A 20189-nucleotide genomic window follows, 5' to 3' on the forward strand; every position below is an offset into this window, starting at 1 on the left:
GTGTTTGAAAGCAGTACACAAAATGTACTGCTTTTTCTTTGCCCATATATGCCAATTGGCATATATGGGCAAAAGGCTACTACAAAATAACCGAAACACGCTAAAACCCTTATTAAACAAGGGTTTTTCTCATTGCAAAAAATTTGAAAAAAAGTGCCAAACCAATGGGTACGCATTGGCAGACAAACACTGCCACACTTCTGAATTTTGTACTGTGAATATTAAACAATAGTGCAATGAACATTATAACAGTTGACGAAGAAGTGTGGAAGCACCTCAACGAACGGTTGAAAGCCATTAGCGAATATATCCTCAAACTGGAAGATACAAGCTACGATAGCTTATGGCTCAACAACCACGAAGTCTGCCAGTATCTCCACATCAGCGAAAAAACGTTGTGGCGTATGCGCACCAACGGGCAGATAGCTTTTTCAAAAATGTACGGGCAGTATTACTATACGATTGGTGCTATCAAGGAAATGCTCAACGCTAACGCCGTGCAGACGACCGATGAATATGTGGAGCAGCTTATGGCGAAAGGCAAAAGCTATATCGAGAAAGGCAGAAAGCTGAAATCAGGTAATCATTAAAAGCGTACCCGTATGAATATTGACAAAATGGAATTTGTGGCGTGGATGGAACGCATAATGGACAGGCTGGACATTCTTGGCAACCACATCGACGATTTACAAAAGAAGCGCAACAGCATAGACGGCGAAGAGTTACTGGATAATCAGGATTTATTGCAAATGCTGAAAATCAGTAACCGTTCCCTGCAACGGTATCGCTCCATAGGTAAGCTCCCTTATTATACCATTAGCGGAAAACTGTATTACAAACTGTCCGATGTGCATCAATTCATCAGGGAAAGTTTTAACCCGCCCCTGCCTAAACTGGATGCCAAGAAGTGACAAACACTGCCTTTGAGTGCCACATAACGCAAATCAGTGAAGGCTTCCTTTACATTCGACCGTGAATTTTAAAATTTCAGATTATGAGCGAAGAAACAACGAATAAACAAGAAATGCCGGAACAGCTTTCGGACATATTACTCGTACTGGATAAAGAGAAAATGAAAATCCAGGCGGTAAAGAGTATCGACGAAAACGGGAAAATGGAAACCGTAGAACCCACCAAGAAGAACCAAAACCAGTTTATGCGTGTGGACAAAAGCGGCGATTTCTTTTCCAACTTCTTTTCCAATTTTTTCAGCCAGTTAAAGAACCCTACAAACTTTACTTTCTTCAAAGTGCCTGCCCCTGTTGCTGCTGAAAAAGCGGAGGAACTGCAAAAGCACGTATATAAGCCCACTCCACAGGGCGAGAAAGTGCTGAAAGAACACGAAGTGAAAGCAGAACTCCAACCGGATAAAAAACAAGAAAATCAAAATAATATGGCAACAGCACAAACAACAACAGAAACAAGCGAATACCGCTACAAGCCGGAGCAGATTGATTGGGACACAATGAAAAACCTCGGATTAAGCAAAGAGTATCTTGAAAAAAGAAACCTGCTCGACCCTTTGTTACGAGGTTATAAAACCAATGAACTTTTACCGATAGGTATTAACCTCGGTAGTTCCATCCTCCGCACAGATGCCCGCTTGTCTTTGCAGCAAGCGGAAGACGGCAATGTTATCGTGGCAATACACGGTATCAAAAGAGAACCTAACCTCCACTTTGAGTTTTTCGGTCACAAGTTTACGGACGAAGACAAGAAAAACCTGCTCGAAACGGGTAATATGGGGCGTGTCGTCAATTTGGTAAATTCTAAAACAGGCGAACTGATGCCGTCCATTATCAGCATTGACAGGCTGACCAATGATGTGATTGCACTGCGCACGGAGTTTATAAAAATTCCCGATGAAATTAAGGGCGTAAAGCTGAATGACGAACAAAAGCAAACGCTGATGGAGGGCAAACCGCTCTATTTAGAGGGTATGATTTCCTCGAAAGGAACGGAGTTTTCGGCAACTGTACAATTCAATGCGGACAAACGGTATGTTGAGTTCCTGTTTGACAGAAGCAACAACAATCAGCAGGCGCAAACGAACCAACAGAATACCCAACTAAGCAATCAGCAAAGCCAACCGCAAGAAGCTCCAAGAACTTTCAGGGGCAAAGAACTGGATGATGAGCAGTACAACAAGTTCAAAGCTGGACAAACCATATACGTTGAACTGAAAGACAAAAAAGACCAACCGTATAAGGGTTATATCACGTTCGACAAAGATAGCGGAAAGACCAATTTTGAGTTTCCCGGTCAGTACAAAGCACGGGTAGAACCTGCCGAAACTCATAAAACACAAACTGCCGTCAATTCGGAGGGTAAAACCAACGAAGCGACCAAGAACGTCCAAGAGCCTTTGAAGTCCGGGCAGCAAAGACCGAAAAACGAGAAGCAGCAGGAGCAACAGGATAACAAGCCTGAAAAATCCAAAGGCAGAAAAATGTAATACAGTATGAAAACAATCATTGCAGAAAAACCAAGCGTAGCAAGGGAAATAGCCGGACTTGTGGGAGCATCCGATAAAAAGGATGGCTACCTGACAGGTAACGGCTATTTTGTTACGTGGGCATTCGGTCATTTAATAGGACTGGGAATGCCCGAAGATTACGGCATTTCGGGATTTGATAAAGCATCCCTGCCGATATTGCCCAACCCGTTTTTATTGACCGTCCGCAAGGTCAAAAAAGACAAAGGGTACACCGCCGATACTGGCGCATTAAAGCAACTGAAAGTCATTGAGCAGCTTTTTAAGCAAAGCAACAGCATCATCGTTGCTACCGATGCAGGTCGTGAGGGCGAACTCATTTTCAGGTACATTTATGAATACCTGAAATGCAACAAACCTTTTGAACGCCTTTGGATAAGTTCGCTTACCGAAAAGGCAATAAAGCAAGGCTTCAACAACCTAAAAGACGGGGCAGCATTTGACGGACTGTATCAGGCAGCGCAAGGCAGAAGCCGTGCCGACTGGCTTGTAGGCATCAATGCTACACAGGCATTGAGCATTGCCGCAGGCAATGGTATCTATTCGCTTGGAAGAGTGCAAACGCCCACACTGGCTTTGATATGCAAACGTTACCTCGACAATAAGAATTTCACGGTAAAGAAATACTGGCAGATACAATTAACGCACAACAAAGCCCAGGTTGATTTCAAAAGTATTTCCGCAACCAAATGGGACGAAAAGCAACTTGCTGATGATACCCTTAAAGCTATTCAGCGTGGCGCAACGGCAACCTTTACATCAGTAGAAACCAAAAGCGTTACAGAACAACCGCCCTTGCTTTTCGACCTGACAGGCTTACAAAAGGAAGCCAACAAAAGGCTGAAATTATCTGCTGAAGCAACGCTCAATATTGCGCAAAGCCTGTACGAAAAGAAGTTTATCACGTACCCACGTACCGGGAGCAAATACATCCCTGAAGATATGTGGGCAGAAATTCCAAACCTCGTGCGGGCATTGCAAAATCGTGAGGATTGCAAGCAAGCCCTTACCAAAATCAAATGGGGACGGTTCAACAAACGTATCGTGAATGACCTCCGTGTAACGGACCATCACGGTTTGTTGATTACGGACAAAGTGCCGTCCGTACTTAATGCAGACGAAAACAAGATTTACAATATGATTGCGCTTCGCTTGCTTGAAGCCATATCGCAAGCCTGTGTCAAAGAAATAACCGATGTATCATTACAGGTATTGCATTACGACTTTACGGCAAAAGGCTGTAAAATTCAGGAAGCGGGTTGGCGTTCCATAAAAGGAAGTTTTACCGATGACGGCGAAGAGCCAGTGCAGGAATTACCTGAACTGCATAAAGGCGACGAACTTGCCATAAAGGAAGCCGCAGTTTTGGAAAAGCAGACCAAACCACCAGTGCTTTACACCGAAGCCGGGCTTTTGTCGGCTATGGAAACCGCAGGGAAAGAAATTGAGAACGAAGAAGAACGCAAAGCCCTCAAAAATATCGGCATCGGTACTCCTGCAACAAGAGCCGCCATTATCGAAACCCTGTTTACCCGTAATTATATCCAACGGGATAAACGTTCTTTAATCCCTACGGAAAAAGGATTGCAGGTGTACGGGCTTGTAAAAGACCGGAAAATTGCAGACGTGGCAATGACTGCCGAATGGGAATTGGCGTTACAGAAAATAGAAAATAACGAAGCGGATGCCGGAACATTCCAAAAGGAAATGGAAACCTATGCCAAATCTATTACCGATGAATTGCTACAAACCTCTATTGCAAGCACCAACCAACCCAAACTAACCTGCCCGAAATGCAAAAGTCAGCAGCTTATTATCCGTGACAAGATTGTGAAATGCCCTGATGAGGCTTGTAACTGGGTACAGTTCCGCACCGTCTGCGGTGTACAAATCAGTATCGAAAATGTAACAAACCTTGTCAATAAAGGCAAAACCTCTCTTATCAAAGGAATGACAAGCAAAGCCGGAAAGAAATTCGATGCTTACATCATTCTGAAAGAAAACGCTGAAAGTTCCTTTGAGTTTGAGAAAAACAAAAGCAGTAAACGCAATGGAAAATAAACCGTCAATCGTACCCAAAAAAATCAGGAACCTGATTTATACCATTCGGGGCAAACAGGTAATGTTGGATAGCGACCTCGCCGCCTTATATCAGGTGGAAACAAAGAACCTGAACAAAGCCGTAAAAAGAAATATTGAGCGTTTTCCTGTATCATTCTGCTTTCAACTGACCGAAGAGGAAGTTGAAAACTTGAGGTTCCAAATTGGAACCTCAAGTTTAAATTACGGCGGCAGACGTTATTTGCCCTATGTTTTTACCGAACAAGGCGTTGCAATGGCATCTGCCATACTCCGTTCAGATATAGCCGTTAAAATGAGTGTGGAAATAATGGAAGCCTTTGTAGAAATGCGGCGTATGCTCATTAGCAACGCTTCTTTGTTTCATCGTTTGGATAATATCGAGTTAAAGCAACTGGAAGCCGACCAAAAATTTGAAGAGATTTTTAAGGCTTTGGAAAGCGACAAGCTCCACAGTGAAAAAGGCATTTTCTACGACGGACAGGTATTTGATGCCTACGCCTTTGTTTCCGATATTATCCGAAGTGCCAAAAGTTCTATTATCCTGCTTGATAATTATGTGGATGATACGGTGCTTACTTTGTTGGGTAAGCGTAAGACTAATGTAACTGCTACAATTCTTACCAAAAGTTTCAGCAATCAGTTACAGTTAGACTTACAACGCTATAATAGTCAATATCCTCCGATAGAAATTGAAGTGTTTTCCGATGCCCATGACCGTTTTTTGATTATTGACCATACAGAACTCTACCATATCGGGGCATCACTCAAAGACCTGGGCAAAAAATGGTTTGCTTTTTCAAGAATGGATATTGAAGTCGGCAGGATGCTTCAAATCCTAAATAAGCCATAAAAGAAGCCCTCCGAATTTTCGGAGAGCTTCTTTGCTATTTGACACCTAAAATACCCTTATCGTTCTTAAATAGCTTTAGTAGTATTTCTTCTTTAGCCATAAACTTGCTCTTACTAATAATATCAGTACCGGAACTTCTACTAACGGTCCTATAACGCCTACAAACGCCTGTGGAGAATGAATACCGAAAACCGCTATTGCTACGGCTATTGCCAATTCAAAATTGTTTCCTGTGGCTGTAAATGCGATTGAGGCGTTTTTGTCGTAAGGAACATTTAAGGATTTATTGATAAAGAAGCTGACGAAAAACATCAGTACAAAATAGATTACTAACGGTATGGCAACTTTTACTACATCCATTGGCAGTTCTAATATTTTATCTCCTTTCAGACTGAACATTAATACTATCGTAAACAGTAAAGCATACAATGTAATGGGCGATATTCGGGATACAAATTTCCTGTTATACCATTCTATACCTTTTGATTTCACCAATGCGTAACGGCTTATAAAACCTGCTAAGAATGGAATGCCTAAGTATATCAATACGCTTTCGGTTACGTCTTTCATTGATACGCTTACATTGAAGTTAGCTATTCCTAATTTTTCAGGTAATACATTGATGAATAACCAAACTAAGAAGCTATAAGAAAGTATCTGGAAGATACTATTTAATGCAACTAACATAGCTGTATATTCTCTGTTTGCTTTAGCTAAGTCACTCCAAACGATTACCATTGCGATGCACCTTGCCAAACCTATCAATATCAGGCCTGTCATATAATCGGGTTCGTTCCGTAAAAACAAAACTGCTAAACCGAACATCAGTACTGTGCCGATAACCCAGTTCAGCAATAAGGATATACCGATTACTTTTTTGTCCTTAAATGCCATAGGTAATAATGAATAATCAACCTTTGCCAATGGTGGGTACATCATCAATATTAAACCTATTGCCAACGGAACATTTGTAGTGCCTACGGATAGAGCATTTGTAATTTTTGATATATCCGGAAAGAAATATCCCAATCCTATGCCTAATGCCATTGCAAGGAATATCCATAAGGTTAGGTAACGGTCAAGGAATTTTAGTTTTGATTGCATTGCGTGGTTAATTTGTGAGTTCTTTATATTGATTTGAGGTAAGCAGGTTTTCTAATTCTGCGATGTCCTGTATTTCTATTTTAATAAGCCAACCGTCTTTATAAGGATTGTCATTTATGAGTGTGGGCACTTTCAATAGCAGTTCGTTCGTTTCAACGATTTTACCCGATACAGGCATAAATAAATCACTGACCGTTTTAACCGCTTCAACAGAGCCGAATACTTCGTCCTGCCGAAAACTATATCCAACATTGGGTAAATCTGCATATACGATTTCGCCTAATTCGCTTTGTGCAAATTCGGTAATGCCTATTGTACCTGTGTTGTCCTGTACGCTTATCCACGTATGTTCTTTTGAATACTTTCTATCGGTTGGAAATTCCATCTTTATAAATTCTTTGATTAGTAACCTCTCCTTAAATTCTCTGCGTATTCGTTTGGTAAAATGCTTTCCTCTACTGCTTTTGCGGCTCTTTCAATATCATAATCAAATCGTATAAATTCCACACTGATACTGTCTTTGTCCAATACAGAACTTTGCTCATTGATAGTAAGCATTACATAACCGCCTCTTACATCGCTGTCTTTCGGCTTTCCTACCGAACCTATATTGATGGCGTGTCTGAAATGGTCTTGTCCGTCAATGCCCGAATTTAAAATGCGGTGGTATGGCTTGTGTGTATGTCCGAAACACATAATGTCTGCGTCCGCCTGTTCCATAATTCTAAGCATACTTTTTTCTTCCCTGTCCTCAAATAAGTATTCGTTTATTTTTCTTGGGCTACCGTGTACCAATAGCAAATTGAGCTTATCCTCGTTCAACTGAAATTCTACTTTGATATGTGCCGGAAGTGTACGCAAATAGGCTCTTTCTTCATCTTTCATAATAGAGTTGGTAAAAGAAATAGATATACTGCCGTTGTCTTTTTCGGGTTCAGTTTTATACGCACATCCGCAATCGTTGCTCATACGTCCAATACCAAAATCATAATTCCCTGCAATGGTTGGTATTTTGCGTTTACGGATTTCGTTCACTACTTCATTTGCCCAAATATTATAACCGACCAAATCGCCTAAGCAATAAATACTATCGGGATTTCTTTTTTCTACATCATCAAAGAATGCTTCTAATGCAGGTAGATTGGCGTGAATGTCGCTGAATAATGCAATTTTCATTTTTATTGATTTTAAGAATTATATTTTTAATGTTTCATTAATTTTAGCAACATCCCGAATTAGGTGTACAGCAAGCATTATTCAGGTCTGATAATTTTACTTTCTGTTTTTCGGCAGGAATACCGCAAGCATCTTGAGCTAAACAGGCGGTTTGTTTATTCTTCAGTATAAAATGATTTCCGTTAAAATCCAAATCAAATTTACCAATCGTTTCACTTTGGTATTCTACTTCTATTTCGGCATCTTCAATACCCAACTTTTCTTCGGATAGCTTAATGATGTTTAATAGCTTTGTTGGCTTTAATCGGTGTTCAAAATCGTTGGCATTCCATAATTGGAAATTGACAACTTTTTCGTTTCTAATTGTTCCGCCACAATCAATAAAATGTTTTGTAATAACACCTATCTCGGTAACGTGAAAGTGTTCGGGTACAAATGTTCCGTTCTCTAATTGAAATTCAACATTATCCAATGCTGGTAAGATTTCTTTGATGTTTGATAGTTTCATTATTTTTTTATTTAATTGTTATATTGCTTTATTGCGATTAATGTGCTTAAAAAAAATGCTTAACAGCATTTATCAACCTCTACATTATCTATAAAGAAAGCATTGAGTTCCTTTTTAATCTGCTGCCAAACATTTTCATCAATACAGTAGCACACACTTGTCCCTTCTATATTGCCTTTGATGATACCAATGTTTTTAAGCTCTTTTAAATGTTGTGAAATCGTAGCCTGCGCCAATCCTAATTCTTCCACTAAGTCATTACAAATGCAAGCATTCTGCTTGATGATGTATTGCAGGATAGCTATACGGGCAGGATGAGCCAGTGCCTTTAAAGTGGTTGCCAAGCTGTTTTGCTGTTCTGTAAATATTTCTGTTTTTGTTACGCCCATCTTATTTGTAATAATATATCGCAATATTACGATAAATATTTAAACCACAAAAGTAGTTTGTGAAAAAACATATAGCCAAGCACCAATTCTGTATAAATAATCAGTTCAATTTTCTATTGTAAATCGCCAAATCCTGCCTTTCAAAGCCAAACGCTGCAACATTATCAAAGGCAATTGCTCCTGCTTATAATTTTAGGATTTAAGTAAAATTCTAATCAAAATAAGTATGGATGTACAGCAAAAAGACCTGTCGTATTTCAGATTACGACTGCAAGAATTATTAAACAGCAGCTTTCCCGAAAAGGCACACGACCAAAAATTTATTGACCAACGGTCTTCGTGGGCTGCCAATGCTTATGAGGGTGCTTTCCGTTCGGGAAACGCCGTTGAGCAATGCGACGAAATAGCCAACTACATACTTTTTGAGGGCTTGCACTTCTCCAAGTTCGACACGGTTTTCAAAGTGGTATGCAATGAATTTGATACCATAATGGCAGACGAGGAACTGCGACCGTTCGCCCTGAAAATGTTCCCCGTTTGTGAGCCTGTTTTCGCAGGATATGAATTAACCGATGATTTCGCCAACGGAAATGAGTTTGATGTACTCTACACCGAACTGACCGGAACCATCTCAATATGGATTGAGGAAAATGGGCTTCAGTAAAAAGCAACATCTCCAACTGAATATTGATGCCCTGCGAATTGCTTTTAAACTGGAAAAGGAGAAACGCCAAGCCACCGTAGGCGAAAGACTGCTAATGATGCGATACAGCGGATTTGGCGGTCTTAAATTCGTTCTGAACCCCGTAGAAAACGAAATAGACATCAATCATTGGAGAAAAACAGAACACGACCTTTTTCCATTAACGCAGGAACTCCACCAATTACTCAAAGAAAATTCCGAAGACGATAAGCAGTACCGCAGGTATGTGGACAGTATGAAAAGTTCCGTACTGACGGCTTTTTATACCCCGCCAAAGGTTATAGATGCCATTTCATCCGCCTTGCGGGATAAGGGTCTGCATATTGATAAATTCCTCGAACCCTCCGCAGGTATCGGCTCATTCATCCAATCCTTTTCGGAAAATCAGAAAGCCAGTGTTACCGCCTATGAAAAAGACTTGCTCACAGGTAAGATTTTAAAGCAGCTTTATCCTGAAAGCAATATCCGTATCAACGGTTTTGAGGAAATTCCCGAAAGGGAACAAAACAACTATGATATAATCGCCAGTAATATACCGTTCGGCGATACTTCTGTATTTGACCTTTCTTATTCACGCAGCAGAAACAGCGCAAAGGAACAGGCTGCCCGAAGCATACACAATTACTTTTTTCTGAAAGGTGCTGATATGCTCCGTGAGGGTGGTTTGTTGGCTTACATCACTTCGCAGGGCATTCTGAATAGCCCTAAGAACGAACCCATACGCAGGGCGTTGATGCAGGATAATAATTTGGTTTCGGTTGTAAGACTGCCCAACAATCTGTTTACCGAATATGCAGGTACGGAAGTGGGCAGCGACCTGATTATCCTGCAAAAAAATACGGCAAAACAAAATCTGACCGACAGGGAAGATCTGTTTTGCCAAAGCAAGCCAACCGAATACAATACGCCGGGCAATGCGCTCTTTCAGGACGGTACAAGAATTATCCATACCGACCAAAAATTAGATACCGACCCATACGGTCAACCTGCCTTAATCTATACGCATAAAGACGGTGTTGAGGGTATTGCCAAAGATTTGAAACAAATGCTTTCCGAAGATTTTGGGAACCATCTGAATTTGAATTTATACAAAGGCGAACGCAATGATCAGCCTATGATACAAATTCCGATTGAACCAAAGGTTACACCTCCGGTCATAGACCCTGCAATCGTTCAGCAAAAACCGCAGCTTATAACCACTCCGGTAGTCCATCAGGAAAGCCCACAGGAACTAAAACAACTAAGCATTTTTGACCTGTTTGAAAGTGCGGGTGAGCCTGTAATGGTGCTTGCTCCACCTAAAAGAACTACCCAAAACAAAAGGCAAAGTAGTAATAAAAGAAGAGGCACAATAGGTCGTCAACCCGACCTGTTCAGCAGTGCCAGGCAGCAACCTTATACACCGCTAAAATCCAATGGTGCTACCAATGGAAAAAGCCAAGTAAACAGCAAAAAACAGGAAGCCATCGGCGACCTGTTTTCACAAATAAACGGCAATGGCCAGTCTGATAAGACTGCCATTCCCGTTACCGATATTAACACCGTTCCTGAACCTGCTCCGTATAGCGGCGAACTGCAATTATTCCACCGGAATGATTGCCTTGTGGTGGATAACGGTTGGGTCGGCTATTTGCAAGAGGTGGATAAGGAAGACAAAAAAGCTATCTTTCATCCATTGCAATTGCCGTCGGCACAGAAAGCAAGAGCCGAAGCCTACATAGCCGTAAGGGACAGTTATATCAACCTGTACCAAAAAGAAGCTGAAAAACAGACCGAACACAGGGAAGAACGGGAAACCCTGAACCTGCTGTACGATGCCTTTACCAAAAAATACGGCAATCTCAATACTGCCGACAATGCCAAGCTGATAAAAACAGACAGTGCAGGTAAAGAAATCCCCTATCTGGAGCGTGTCATTGGCGGCATAATCCATAAAGCGGATATTTTCAGCCGTCCGGTCAGTTTCTCTACTACCACGTTAGCAACCGACAATCCCGAAGAGGCTTTAGCTGCCTCCCTGAACAAATACGGAAATGTGGATTTGGACTTTATGTCCGAAATCAGCAGCCTGCCTGCCGATACCCTGAAAGAAGCCCTGCACGGGCGGTTGTTCTACAATCCGCTACAACAGGAATATGAAATAGCCGAACGTTGGATTGCAGGCAACGTGGTGGAGAAAGCAGATGAAGTAAGAGCCTATCTCGAAAACTATCCCGATGATACCGAAGCCAAAGAAAGCCTTACCGCTTTAGAGGAAGCCCGACCAAAACGTATCGAATTTGAGGAACTGGATTTTAACCTCGGCGAACGGTGGATACCTACCGGAATTTATGCCCGTTTCGCTTCGCATTTGTTCGATGCGGATGTACTGGTTCATTACTCCGAAAGCTCCGACGACTTTTCCGTAAAGTGTCATCAGGGCAATATGCACATTTGGGAAAAATATGCGGTCAAAGCGGAAAGCCGCACGTTTGACGGTATTGCCCTGCTTAAACACGCCCTTGTCAATACCACGCCTGATATTACCAAAAAAGTAATGGTTGGCGACCAAGAGGTTAAAGTACGGGATATGGAAGCCATACAAATGGCGAACACCAAGATTGACGAAATCCGTACCGCCTTTACCGACTGGCTACACGCACAGAACGATGAGTTTAAAAACAGGCTGACCGACCAGTACAACGATACCTTTAATTGTTTCGTTCGCCCAAACTATGACGGAAGCCATCAGGAATTTCCGGGATTAGACCGCAAGGGAGCAGGCATTGAAGACCTGTATTCAAGTCAAAAGGACACCGTTTGGATGATAAAGCTGAACAACGGTGCTATCTGCGACCACGAAGTAGGCGCAGGAAAAACGCTGATAATGTGTACCGCAGCGCAGGAAATGAAGCGTTTGGGATTAGCCCATAAGCCGATGATTATCGGGCTGAAAGCAAATATACCTGCCATTGCCGAAGACTACCGTAAAGCCTATCCACACGCCAAAATCCTTTATCCGGGTATTGATGATTTTACGCCGAAAAAACGCCTGCGGATTTTCGGGGATATTAAAAATAATGATTGGGATTGCGTGATACTTACGCACGACCAGTTCGGAATGATACCGCAATCGCCCGAAATACAAAAGGAAATCCTCGAAATAGAACTGGACAGCGTAGAGCGCAATCTCGATGCCCTGAAATCGCAGGGCAAGGAAGTGACAAGGGGAATGCTCGCCGGGGTAATCAAGCGGAAAGAAAATCTTGAAGTAAAGCTGAAAACGCTGCAACACGATATTGAAAACCGTAAGGATGATATTGTGGACTTTAAGATGATGGGCATAGACCATTTGTTTGTGGACGAAAGCCACCAGTTCAAAAACCTGATGTTCAACACCCGTCATACACGGGTTGCCGGACTGGGGAACGTGGACGGCAGCCAAAAGGCACTGAACCTGCTGTTTGCAATCCGCACCATTCAGGAGCGTACCAATGCGGATATGGGTGCAACCTTTCTTTCGGGTACAACCATCAGCAATTCATTAACGGAATTGTACCTGCTGTTTAAATACCTGCGCCCCCGTGCATTGGAAAAACAGGGTATTCATTCCTTTGATGCGTGGGCAGCTATCTATGCACGGAAAACGACCGATTATGAATTTTCGGTAGCTAACAATATTGTAGCAAAAGAGCGTTTCCGCTACTTTATCAAAGTGCCGGAACTGGCACAGTTCTATTCTGAAAACACGGATTACAGAACGGCTAAGGATATTGGTATTGACCGCCCCACTAAGAACGAGGTATTGTACAACATACCGCCAACGCCCGACCAAGAAGCCTTTATCCAAAGCCTGATGCAGTTTGCCAAAACGGGCGATGCTACTTTGCTCGGTAGAGAACCATTATCGCAAAGGGAAGAAAAAGCAAAGATGCTCATTGCGACGGACTATGCCCGTAAGATGTCGCTCGATATGCGTATGGTAAGTGGTATATACGACGACCATCCCGACAACAAGGCTTCGCATTGTGCGGTAAATATCGCCAAGTATTACAACCAGTTCAACGCACAGAAAGGAACGCAGTTCGTTTTCTCCGATTTGGGAACCTACAAGCCCGGCGAATGGAACGTGTACTCCGAAATAAAACGCAAACTCGTGGAGGACCACGGCATACCTGCGCACGAAGTAAGGTTTATTCAGGAAGCGAAAAATGATAAGCAACGTAAGGAACTTATCAACGGAATGAACGAGGGCAAAATCCGTGTACTGTTCGGTTCTACAAGTATGCTCGGAACTGGCGTAAACGCACAGAAAAGAGCTGTTGCCGTTCATCATTTAGATACACCGTGGCGACCGTCTGACCTTGCCCAAAGGGACGGGCGGGCAATCAGAAAAGGCAATGAGATTGCCAAATTCTTTGCCGATAATAAAGTTGCTGTGATTATCTATGCAGTTGAAAAATCGTTGGACAGTTACAAATTCAACCTGCTGTATAATAAGCAGCTTTTCATCGACCAGTTAAAGACTAACAACCTGACCAAAAGAACGATTGACGAGGGAAGTATGGACGAAAAATCGGGAATGAACTTTTCGGAATATGTGGCAATCCTGTCAGGAAATACAGACCTGTTGGATAAAGCCAAACTGGAAAAACAGATTGCCGGACTGGAAAGCGAAAAGCAGGCGTTCAACCGCTCTAAATCCAGTGCCAAATTTAAGGTACAGGATTATATGGAAATGTTGCAAAGCACTCAATCCCGTTTGAGCCGGATGAGTACCGACTGGGAAAACTTACAGCAACGCCTGCAAAAGCGTTCGGACGGTACAATCGAAAACCCTGTGCTGTTAGATGGCTTGCCGCCCAATGCAAATCCGAAACAAATAGGCGCAAAACTGAACGAGATTGCGAACAAAGCCCGCACGGCAGGCGACTATCGTGAAATAGGCAACCTCTACGGGTTTCAATTATTGGTTAAAACAGAACTTCCAAAGGATAATTCAACACTCGAAAGGGTCAATAGATTTTTTATAACTGGCGAGGGCAATATCAAGTACACCTACAATAACGGTCTGATGGCAAAAGACCCCGAAACCGCCGCAATGAATTTTTTAAGGGCTTTGGAAAAACTGCCGGGCTTTGTGAAGCAGGAGCAGGAGAAAATCGCTGAAATACAAAAAGACCTGCCGATACTTCAGGAAGTGGTTAACGGTACTTGGGCTAAGGAAAGTCGATTGAGTGAGCTTAAAACGGAACTGGCTGCCGTAGAAAGAAAGATACAGCTATCTATTACGCCGGAAACCAAACAAGATGCTTCGGAGCAGGCAGAAAAGCAGAATGAAGCCCCAAAGGTGCAGGAAAGCATTATACGGACAAAAGGCGTTCATTCACCTCGTGGCGTATTATAATAGTCGTTACTTTTCGTCCATTTTTTTTATTAGGGCTTCACACAGGCTGTCAAGGAATTTGGTTCGGTTTATCTTACGGGCTTTCAGTTCCATAAACGTGTGGTAAAAATCGCCTAACTCAATATTAAAGGCTTCTTCAAAAGTTTTAGCTATCAATTTTATGTCTGTATTCCCATTGTTAAATACACCGTGGGAGTACAGTGCATATATGAGTTCCGTCAGTGCCGTTTTACTTGCCGTCCATTTCAATGAATTGTCCGAACCCCTTTTCACATTGATGTTATTGAGCCTGTCTTCCAAATAAACTTGTATCAGGTCATTGGCAATAATCTTGGCAACCTTATAATCGTGTGAAGTAGAAAAACGATGGTCTGCTTCAAAATAAAATGTGTCTAACCACAGCCTTATATCGTGCTTGCCACGCACAAAGAATTTTTCGTCAACGAAAGAATTATTGCTGCGGTAATACTTGTAAAAATCAAGGTTGTTTTCAAAGAACCTTTTTAGCTTTTTCAGTTCTTTGGTAAAATATTTCTTGGTACGCTTGTTCCCGTAGGGTCTTCTTGTTTCGATTTTATAGATGGCATTGTAGTAGATGAGCTTTGAAACAATAACAGGTTTCTGATACTTGAAAAAATGGATTTCTTCTTCCATATTCTTAAAGTCATTTTTCAGTACAAAGTCCTTTAAGTCGGCAAGGCTTTGTATGATATGGTGTATAACGGCTTCAATTCTTTTTATGGGGCAGTCGGTTTCAATCTCCAGTTCCTGGATTGCAGTTTCCAATTTAAGATATGTTTCATTGTAAAATTTATCCATTCGCTTCATTTTGATGTAATATATTATTGGTTAATACAGAAAAGCTAACACTGTTCGTATTAGCTTATGATGCAATTACTGCTTAAAAAAATTCAACCTCTACCGTATTGATGATGGAACGATAGATAGATTTTTGTTGCATACTTTAAAGGGTTGTAGTATGATGCAGGTTAGTCTTTGCGAATTACACCTGCATCACCTCCTTTTTTTTACCGATATTTTTTTACGGTTATGCAGTTTACAACCCTTAGTTATTTAATTTTAATAAGTCAATGCCAGCCCCACACCAAAGCCCATATCGCTATCATAGTGGGTACGTATACCTATATTCTTATTAATGATATACCTAAGTTCTCCCATATACTCTAAGTCGGTATTCACCATAAAACCACCTCTTAGTCTTTTTGAAATTGGTATATCTTCACGCATTAACTGCAATCTCACAATTCCATCATGATATACTTCTGCCTGAAAATTGACCAGCATAGGTAACGTATACATAAACCCTAAACTGAACGCCCTGCGGGTGTCTTTCTTGTTGGTTTGTCCAAATATGTTCTTTTCGTGTTCATCTTCTCCCATTTTACGGTAGCGGTAATCAAAACCTACAAAGGGCATGAACCATTGCATCTTTCCAATGTATCTACCTAAATGGGTTTCTACTTCATAACCGTGCATACTATTATAGCCTAAACGCCATTCTGTTCCTAATTGGTAGCGTGCATTCATTAGCATAGCTTCTCCATCATTACCATTGGTTGCAAAATCGTTTTGTGCCATAAAATGAGGCATATTACTTTCTCTTTGCAATTCTTTATAGGCTTTTACCTTGTCGGGTAGATAGGGGTTATTGTAGTCTCCAACTTCAAAGACCCTGTTCATTCCCGCCATCATGTGATATAATATATGGCAATGAAAGAACCAATCACCTTCCTCATTTGCTAAAAACTCAATGGTATCTGTTTCCATAGGCATGATATCCAACACATTTTTAAGCGGCGATTTTTCGCCTTTTCCGTTTATCACCCTGAAATCAAATCCGTGAAGATGCATTGGATGCCGCATCATTGAATTATTATAAATGGTAATCCGTAGAATTTCTCCTTTTTTTACAGGTATTTTGTCAGTTTCCGAAAGTATTTTATTATCCATGCTCCATACATAGCGGTTCATGTTGCCAGTAAGTGTGAATTTCAACTCTTTTACAGGCGCATCATTTGGAAGAGAGGTGTTATAAGGTGATTGCAACATAGCATAATTTAATGTTTTGATGTCTCCCAAGGCATTAGCGTTGTAACGGTTAGCGTCGTTATCCATATCCATACCCTCATGCTTACTGTGGTCTGCTTTTTTTGTTGCATCTCCGGTAATTTCGGGATACATCACTACATTCATGTCCATTTGGTTAAGGCTCATCTTCATGCCCATATCGTCCAAATCGCCATTCATTTTCATCATATCGTTCATCATCTTCATCCCCTCGAAATACTTCAATCGTGGGAGTGGAGAAATAAGCTGTTTGACCCCATCACCTATAAAGTAACTCGCAGATTGTGTCCTGTCTTCGGTTGTTGCTAAGAACTCGTAAGCCAAACCATCTTGAGGGATAGTCACTACAATATCGTAAGTTTCAGAAACGGCAATGATTAACCTGTCCACCTCTACAGGCTCAACATCATTCCCATCATTCGCTACTACTGTAATTTTTCCTCCAGCATACCGTAGCCAGAAATATGAAGACGCCCCTCCATTGGAAACACGCAATCTGACTTTGTCGCCTGCTTTTAGCTTTTTACCATCAATTGTTTTCAAATCGGTGCTATGGCTACCATTTATTAGGATTTTATCATAGTAAACGTCACTGACATCCATCGCCAGCATCCGCTTCCACTCGTTTTTTACCTTTACCCCTAATTTTCCCTCCTTAATAGCTTCAACATATGATTGTGTTGCGCCTTTCTTAATGGCCGCCCAATCATTTGCATTGTGTAGCATACGGTTGATATTATCGGGGTTAAGATTTGTCCACTCACTTAATATAATTGGAACGGTCGGCAAATCGTCAATTCCTTTTCTGAATGTCTTATCATCGCTTCTTTTCTTCATGATAAAACTTCCGTACATGCCAATCTGCTCCTGCAATCCTGAGTGGGAATGGTACCAGTGCGTACCATGCTGGATAATCGGAAAACGGTAGGTGTAGGTTGTGCCCGGTGCGATGGGTTTTTGTGTAAGCCAGGGCACACCGTCTTCTTTATTGGGCAGGAACACACCATGCCAGTGAAGTGATGTGCTTTCTTTCAATTGGTTGTGCACCACTATTTCGGCAGTGTCGCCCTCGGTAAAGGTAAGGGTGGGCATGGGGATTTGCCCGTTTACGGCAATTGCCCTTTTTTGCTTACCTGCATAGTTGACAAGCGTATCTTTTACATACAGCTCGTAATGCACCACTCTCTGTGCAAACAGCGTTTGCGTGCAAAGCAGTATCAGCACTGTTTGCAAAATTCTTATAGGTATTTTATTATATCTGTTCATGATTTGAAAAATTTTATTTAATGCTGTCTTCCATTGTGCTAAACCACGCTATCAAAACCTGCTTATCCTCCGGTGACAATACTGCATTGCGATGAATTAGTGTGTATGATGACAACGGCATTTCCCCGTCCTTAACCTGCCCGGCCATAGCCCTGAACTTGTTTCGCTGCCTGCGGACAGAATAGTCGCCAAATTCGCTAAAGTTGAGTTCCTCTTTCCCCTTTTTTATATGCTCTGCCATGTACCATGCGCCGGGCTGGATACGGCTGTACCACGGATAATGGGTATTGTTGCTATGGCAGTCATAACAGGACTGAACAAGGATAGCCTTTACATTTTGGGGTACGGTGTACACCCTTTCGATATGGGTGGCTGGCACTTCAACCGCCTGGTTCCGTAAGGGCTGAAAGAACTGTATGGCAATCAGGACGACAGCCAGCCCCAATATGATTTTCTTCTTTATGGTCATAATTATTTTATTGTGGCTTCATCTTTTTGTGTCTACTGTTTTTTCACATACTTGGCATAATTCTCCTTGTTTTCAAAATAAGAAACTTCACCGTTATTTCCTGTCACAGCAATCACCGCATTAGCTTTGTCTACCTGCTTATGGGAATAGGGGTCTATCGCCATCCGCACGGTCGCATCTTTTGGAATACGTTCCTTACACATTTCGCAACATCCGTAATAGGTTTTACCATCAAATTTTACGTCAAACTGCCTTTTGCCCATATAGGCATCGTTGACCATGCAGACTTCATCCGATGGAACCAATTCACCTATTTGGTTACTATGCCCGTGGCTTTCCGGAGTTGCCTGCGAATGCTGTGTCGCTTCATCCTTATTTGACCCTACCTGTCCGCAAGCGGTGAATAGCAGGGCTGATAAGGAAATAAAGCCGATTATTATTTTGCTCATGTCGAAACTGTTTTTTAAATTTTATTATTTACTTTCTTCAAACTCTTTTAGCTTGCGCTTCATCAGTTCAATTTCTTCCGCTTGGGTTTTAAGTATGTTTTTTTGCAGCTCTATCAGTTCCGGGTCGGTCAGGTGTGCCTTTTCGGACATCAATATGGCTGCTGCGTGATGGGGTATCATACCCTTTGCAAACTGCTTGTCCCCGACATTGATTTGTTCCCTGATACCAAACCATGAAAAGATGCCAACGGCAACCGAGATGATGGCTATCGCCCAATTCATCTTCCTGTTGGGGTACATCACTTTCATTATCGCTAATTCGATAAGCAGCATTGCCGAGGTCATCAGCAGGGTCATGTACAGGTTATTGATATTGGGTATCAGGTTCTGCCACTCGTCAATCATGGCGTACATGATAAAATACATCACTGCGAACATGGCGACAGCCATCACCGCAAAGCGTTTGTACATGCCCGAAGCATGTTTTGGATTGTGCGTGCCATGCTCCGAGGCATGACCCGCATTGTGATTGTTTTGCATATTTTCCATAACCCGAAATTTATTTGCTGTTAATTGTTTTTTCCACCTTACCGCAGGTCAGCATTTTAGAACCGTAGTAAGGGTTTTTGATTTCCTTGTTTTCGCTGAACCAAACAGCACCCTTACCGTCATTGAACATCGGGCAATGGTCCTGATACAATGTTTGCGATGTACCGAACAAATCAATCAGGTCTTTCAAATCTTCGCCAAGCGAGGCCAAATGTTCCCGCTGGTGGTGGATGTTGCCGACATTTTCCCCGATATGTTCTGCGTGTTCTTTAGCATCGTCCGCTATGTCCATGTACTTTTTGTGCTTATCAGCAGGAACGGCTTTCATGTCCACTTTATTCAGGGTAGCTAACAGCTTTTTCCCTGAACTGGCGGCAGCTTTGTCATCGTCCGAAACAAGGGCGTTCTTTAAGGACAGATAATCGGTAACTATGGGCGCAATAGAAAAGTTTTTTGTTTCTTCTTTTCCTGTTGCTATTGCTTCCTGACCGCTCGGTGTTTCGCTCACAGCGGGCGCAGCTACCGTATCATCCTCTTTTGGTTGGGAAGCTGGCTGTTCTTGTGATACCACAGCAGTATCACTTGAAGACTGCTCGTTTTTGTTGGATGCCTGATTGCATGATACTGTTACAAATGCCATGATAACAGCAATGATTGATAATGTTAGATTTTTCAT

General features: G+C 42.0%; 18 protein-coding genes. 7 read left to right on the forward strand and 11 right to left on the reverse strand.

Translation table 11 applies throughout. From position 1 onward, the window contains the following. Positions 1–236: 236 nt before the first annotated feature. From B8977_RS14265 to B8977_RS14285, 5 genes are all read left to right on the forward strand, one after another. Complete coding sequence (locus B8977_RS14265) at positions 237–590, forward strand: helix-turn-helix domain-containing protein (RefSeq protein ID WP_013632656.1); 354 nt, start codon at positions 237–239, stop codon at positions 588–590. Between the two features lie 12 nt (positions 591–602). Then, positions 603–911, forward strand: coding sequence for a helix-turn-helix domain-containing protein (locus B8977_RS14270; RefSeq protein ID WP_084018968.1), 309 nt, complete (start codon positions 603–605; stop codon positions 909–911). Between the two features lie 83 nt (positions 912–994). After that, the gene (locus B8977_RS14275) at positions 995–2455 is read left to right on the forward strand and encodes a DUF3945 domain-containing protein (protein WP_084018970.1); all 1461 of its coding nucleotides are present in this window, start codon (positions 995–997) and stop codon (positions 2453–2455) included. Between the two features lie 6 nt (positions 2456–2461). Then, complete coding sequence (locus tag B8977_RS14280) at positions 2462–4555, forward strand: type IA DNA topoisomerase (RefSeq protein ID WP_013632654.1); 2094 nt, start codon at positions 2462–2464, stop codon at positions 4553–4555. Next, entirely contained in the window at positions 4545–5426 is an 882-nt protein-coding gene (locus B8977_RS14285; RefSeq protein WP_084018972.1) for an ORF6N domain-containing protein, read from the forward strand. The genes B8977_RS14280 and B8977_RS14285 overlap by 11 nt, the downstream gene beginning before the upstream one ends. Before the next feature lie 75 nt (positions 5427–5501). Here the strand turns inward: B8977_RS14285 and arsB are convergent, their stop codons facing one another. The 5 genes from arsB to B8977_RS14310 are packed head-to-tail and all read right to left on the reverse strand — an operon-like array spanning position 5502 to position 8603. Next, positions 5502–6530, reverse strand: a complete 1029-nt coding sequence (gene arsB, locus B8977_RS14290; RefSeq protein WP_084018974.1) for an ACR3 family arsenite efflux transporter — start codon at positions 6528–6530, stop codon at positions 5502–5504. A 7-nt stretch (positions 6531–6537) separates the two neighbouring features. Further along, positions 6538–6915: a glycine cleavage system protein GcvH gene (gene gcvH / locus B8977_RS14295; RefSeq protein ID WP_084018976.1), complete on the reverse strand. Its 378-nt coding sequence runs from the start codon at positions 6913–6915 to the stop codon at positions 6538–6540. A 17-nt stretch (positions 6916–6932) separates the two neighbouring features. Beyond that, on the reverse strand, positions 6933–7706 hold the full coding sequence (locus B8977_RS14300; RefSeq protein WP_084018978.1) for a metallophosphoesterase family protein: 774 nt from the start codon (positions 7704–7706) through the stop codon (positions 6933–6935). 43 nt (positions 7707–7749) lie between these two features. Then, positions 7750–8214: a DUF6428 family protein gene (locus tag B8977_RS14305; protein ID WP_084018980.1), complete on the reverse strand. Its 465-nt coding sequence runs from the start codon at positions 8212–8214 to the stop codon at positions 7750–7752. A 59-nt stretch (positions 8215–8273) separates the two neighbouring features. Continuing rightward, positions 8274–8603, reverse strand: coding sequence for an ArsR/SmtB family transcription factor (locus B8977_RS14310; protein WP_047094742.1), 330 nt, complete (start codon positions 8601–8603; stop codon positions 8274–8276). 226 nt (positions 8604–8829) lie between these two features. Here B8977_RS14310 and B8977_RS14315 point away from each other — a divergent pair, with 226 nt between their 5' ends. Together B8977_RS14315 and B8977_RS14320 are read left to right on the forward strand one after the other, a co-directional pair. Further along, positions 8830–9267: a DUF1896 domain-containing protein gene (locus tag B8977_RS14315; protein ID WP_048499054.1), complete on the forward strand. Its 438-nt coding sequence runs from the start codon at positions 8830–8832 to the stop codon at positions 9265–9267. Continuing rightward, on the forward strand, positions 9254–14692 hold the full coding sequence (locus tag B8977_RS14320) for an N-6 DNA methylase (protein WP_084018982.1): 5439 nt from the start codon (positions 9254–9256) through the stop codon (positions 14690–14692). Before B8977_RS14315 ends, B8977_RS14320 begins: the two co-directional genes overlap by 14 nt. Before the next feature lie 6 nt (positions 14693–14698). On the opposite strand, the gene B8977_RS14325 is transcribed toward B8977_RS14320, so the two are convergent. The 6 genes from B8977_RS14325 to B8977_RS14350 form a co-directional block, all read right to left on the reverse strand. Beyond that, entirely contained in the window at positions 14699–15511 is an 813-nt protein-coding gene (locus tag B8977_RS14325) for an RteC domain-containing protein (RefSeq protein ID WP_084019043.1), read from the reverse strand. Between the two features lie 261 nt (positions 15512–15772). Next, complete coding sequence (locus tag B8977_RS14330) at positions 15773–18046, reverse strand: multicopper oxidase family protein (RefSeq protein WP_084018984.1); 2274 nt, start codon at positions 18044–18046, stop codon at positions 15773–15775. 13 nt (positions 18047–18059) lie between these two features. After that, positions 18060–18515: a heme-binding domain-containing protein gene (locus B8977_RS14335; protein WP_072885944.1), complete on the reverse strand. Its 456-nt coding sequence runs from the start codon at positions 18513–18515 to the stop codon at positions 18060–18062. A 32-nt stretch (positions 18516–18547) separates the two neighbouring features. Next, positions 18548–18964, reverse strand: coding sequence for a hypothetical protein (locus tag B8977_RS14340; RefSeq protein ID WP_078797523.1), 417 nt, complete (start codon positions 18962–18964; stop codon positions 18548–18550). Between the two features lie 24 nt (positions 18965–18988). Then, entirely contained in the window at positions 18989–19513 is a 525-nt protein-coding gene (locus B8977_RS14345) for a DUF305 domain-containing protein (RefSeq protein ID WP_084018986.1), read from the reverse strand. Between the two features lie 10 nt (positions 19514–19523). Continuing rightward, positions 19524–20189: a DUF3347 domain-containing protein gene (locus tag B8977_RS14350; RefSeq protein WP_084018988.1), complete on the reverse strand. Its 666-nt coding sequence runs from the start codon at positions 20187–20189 to the stop codon at positions 19524–19526.

This window comes from Moheibacter sediminis, assembly GCF_900176425.1.
Taxonomy (GTDB): Bacteria; Bacteroidota; Bacteroidia; order Flavobacteriales; family Weeksellaceae; genus Moheibacter; species Moheibacter sediminis.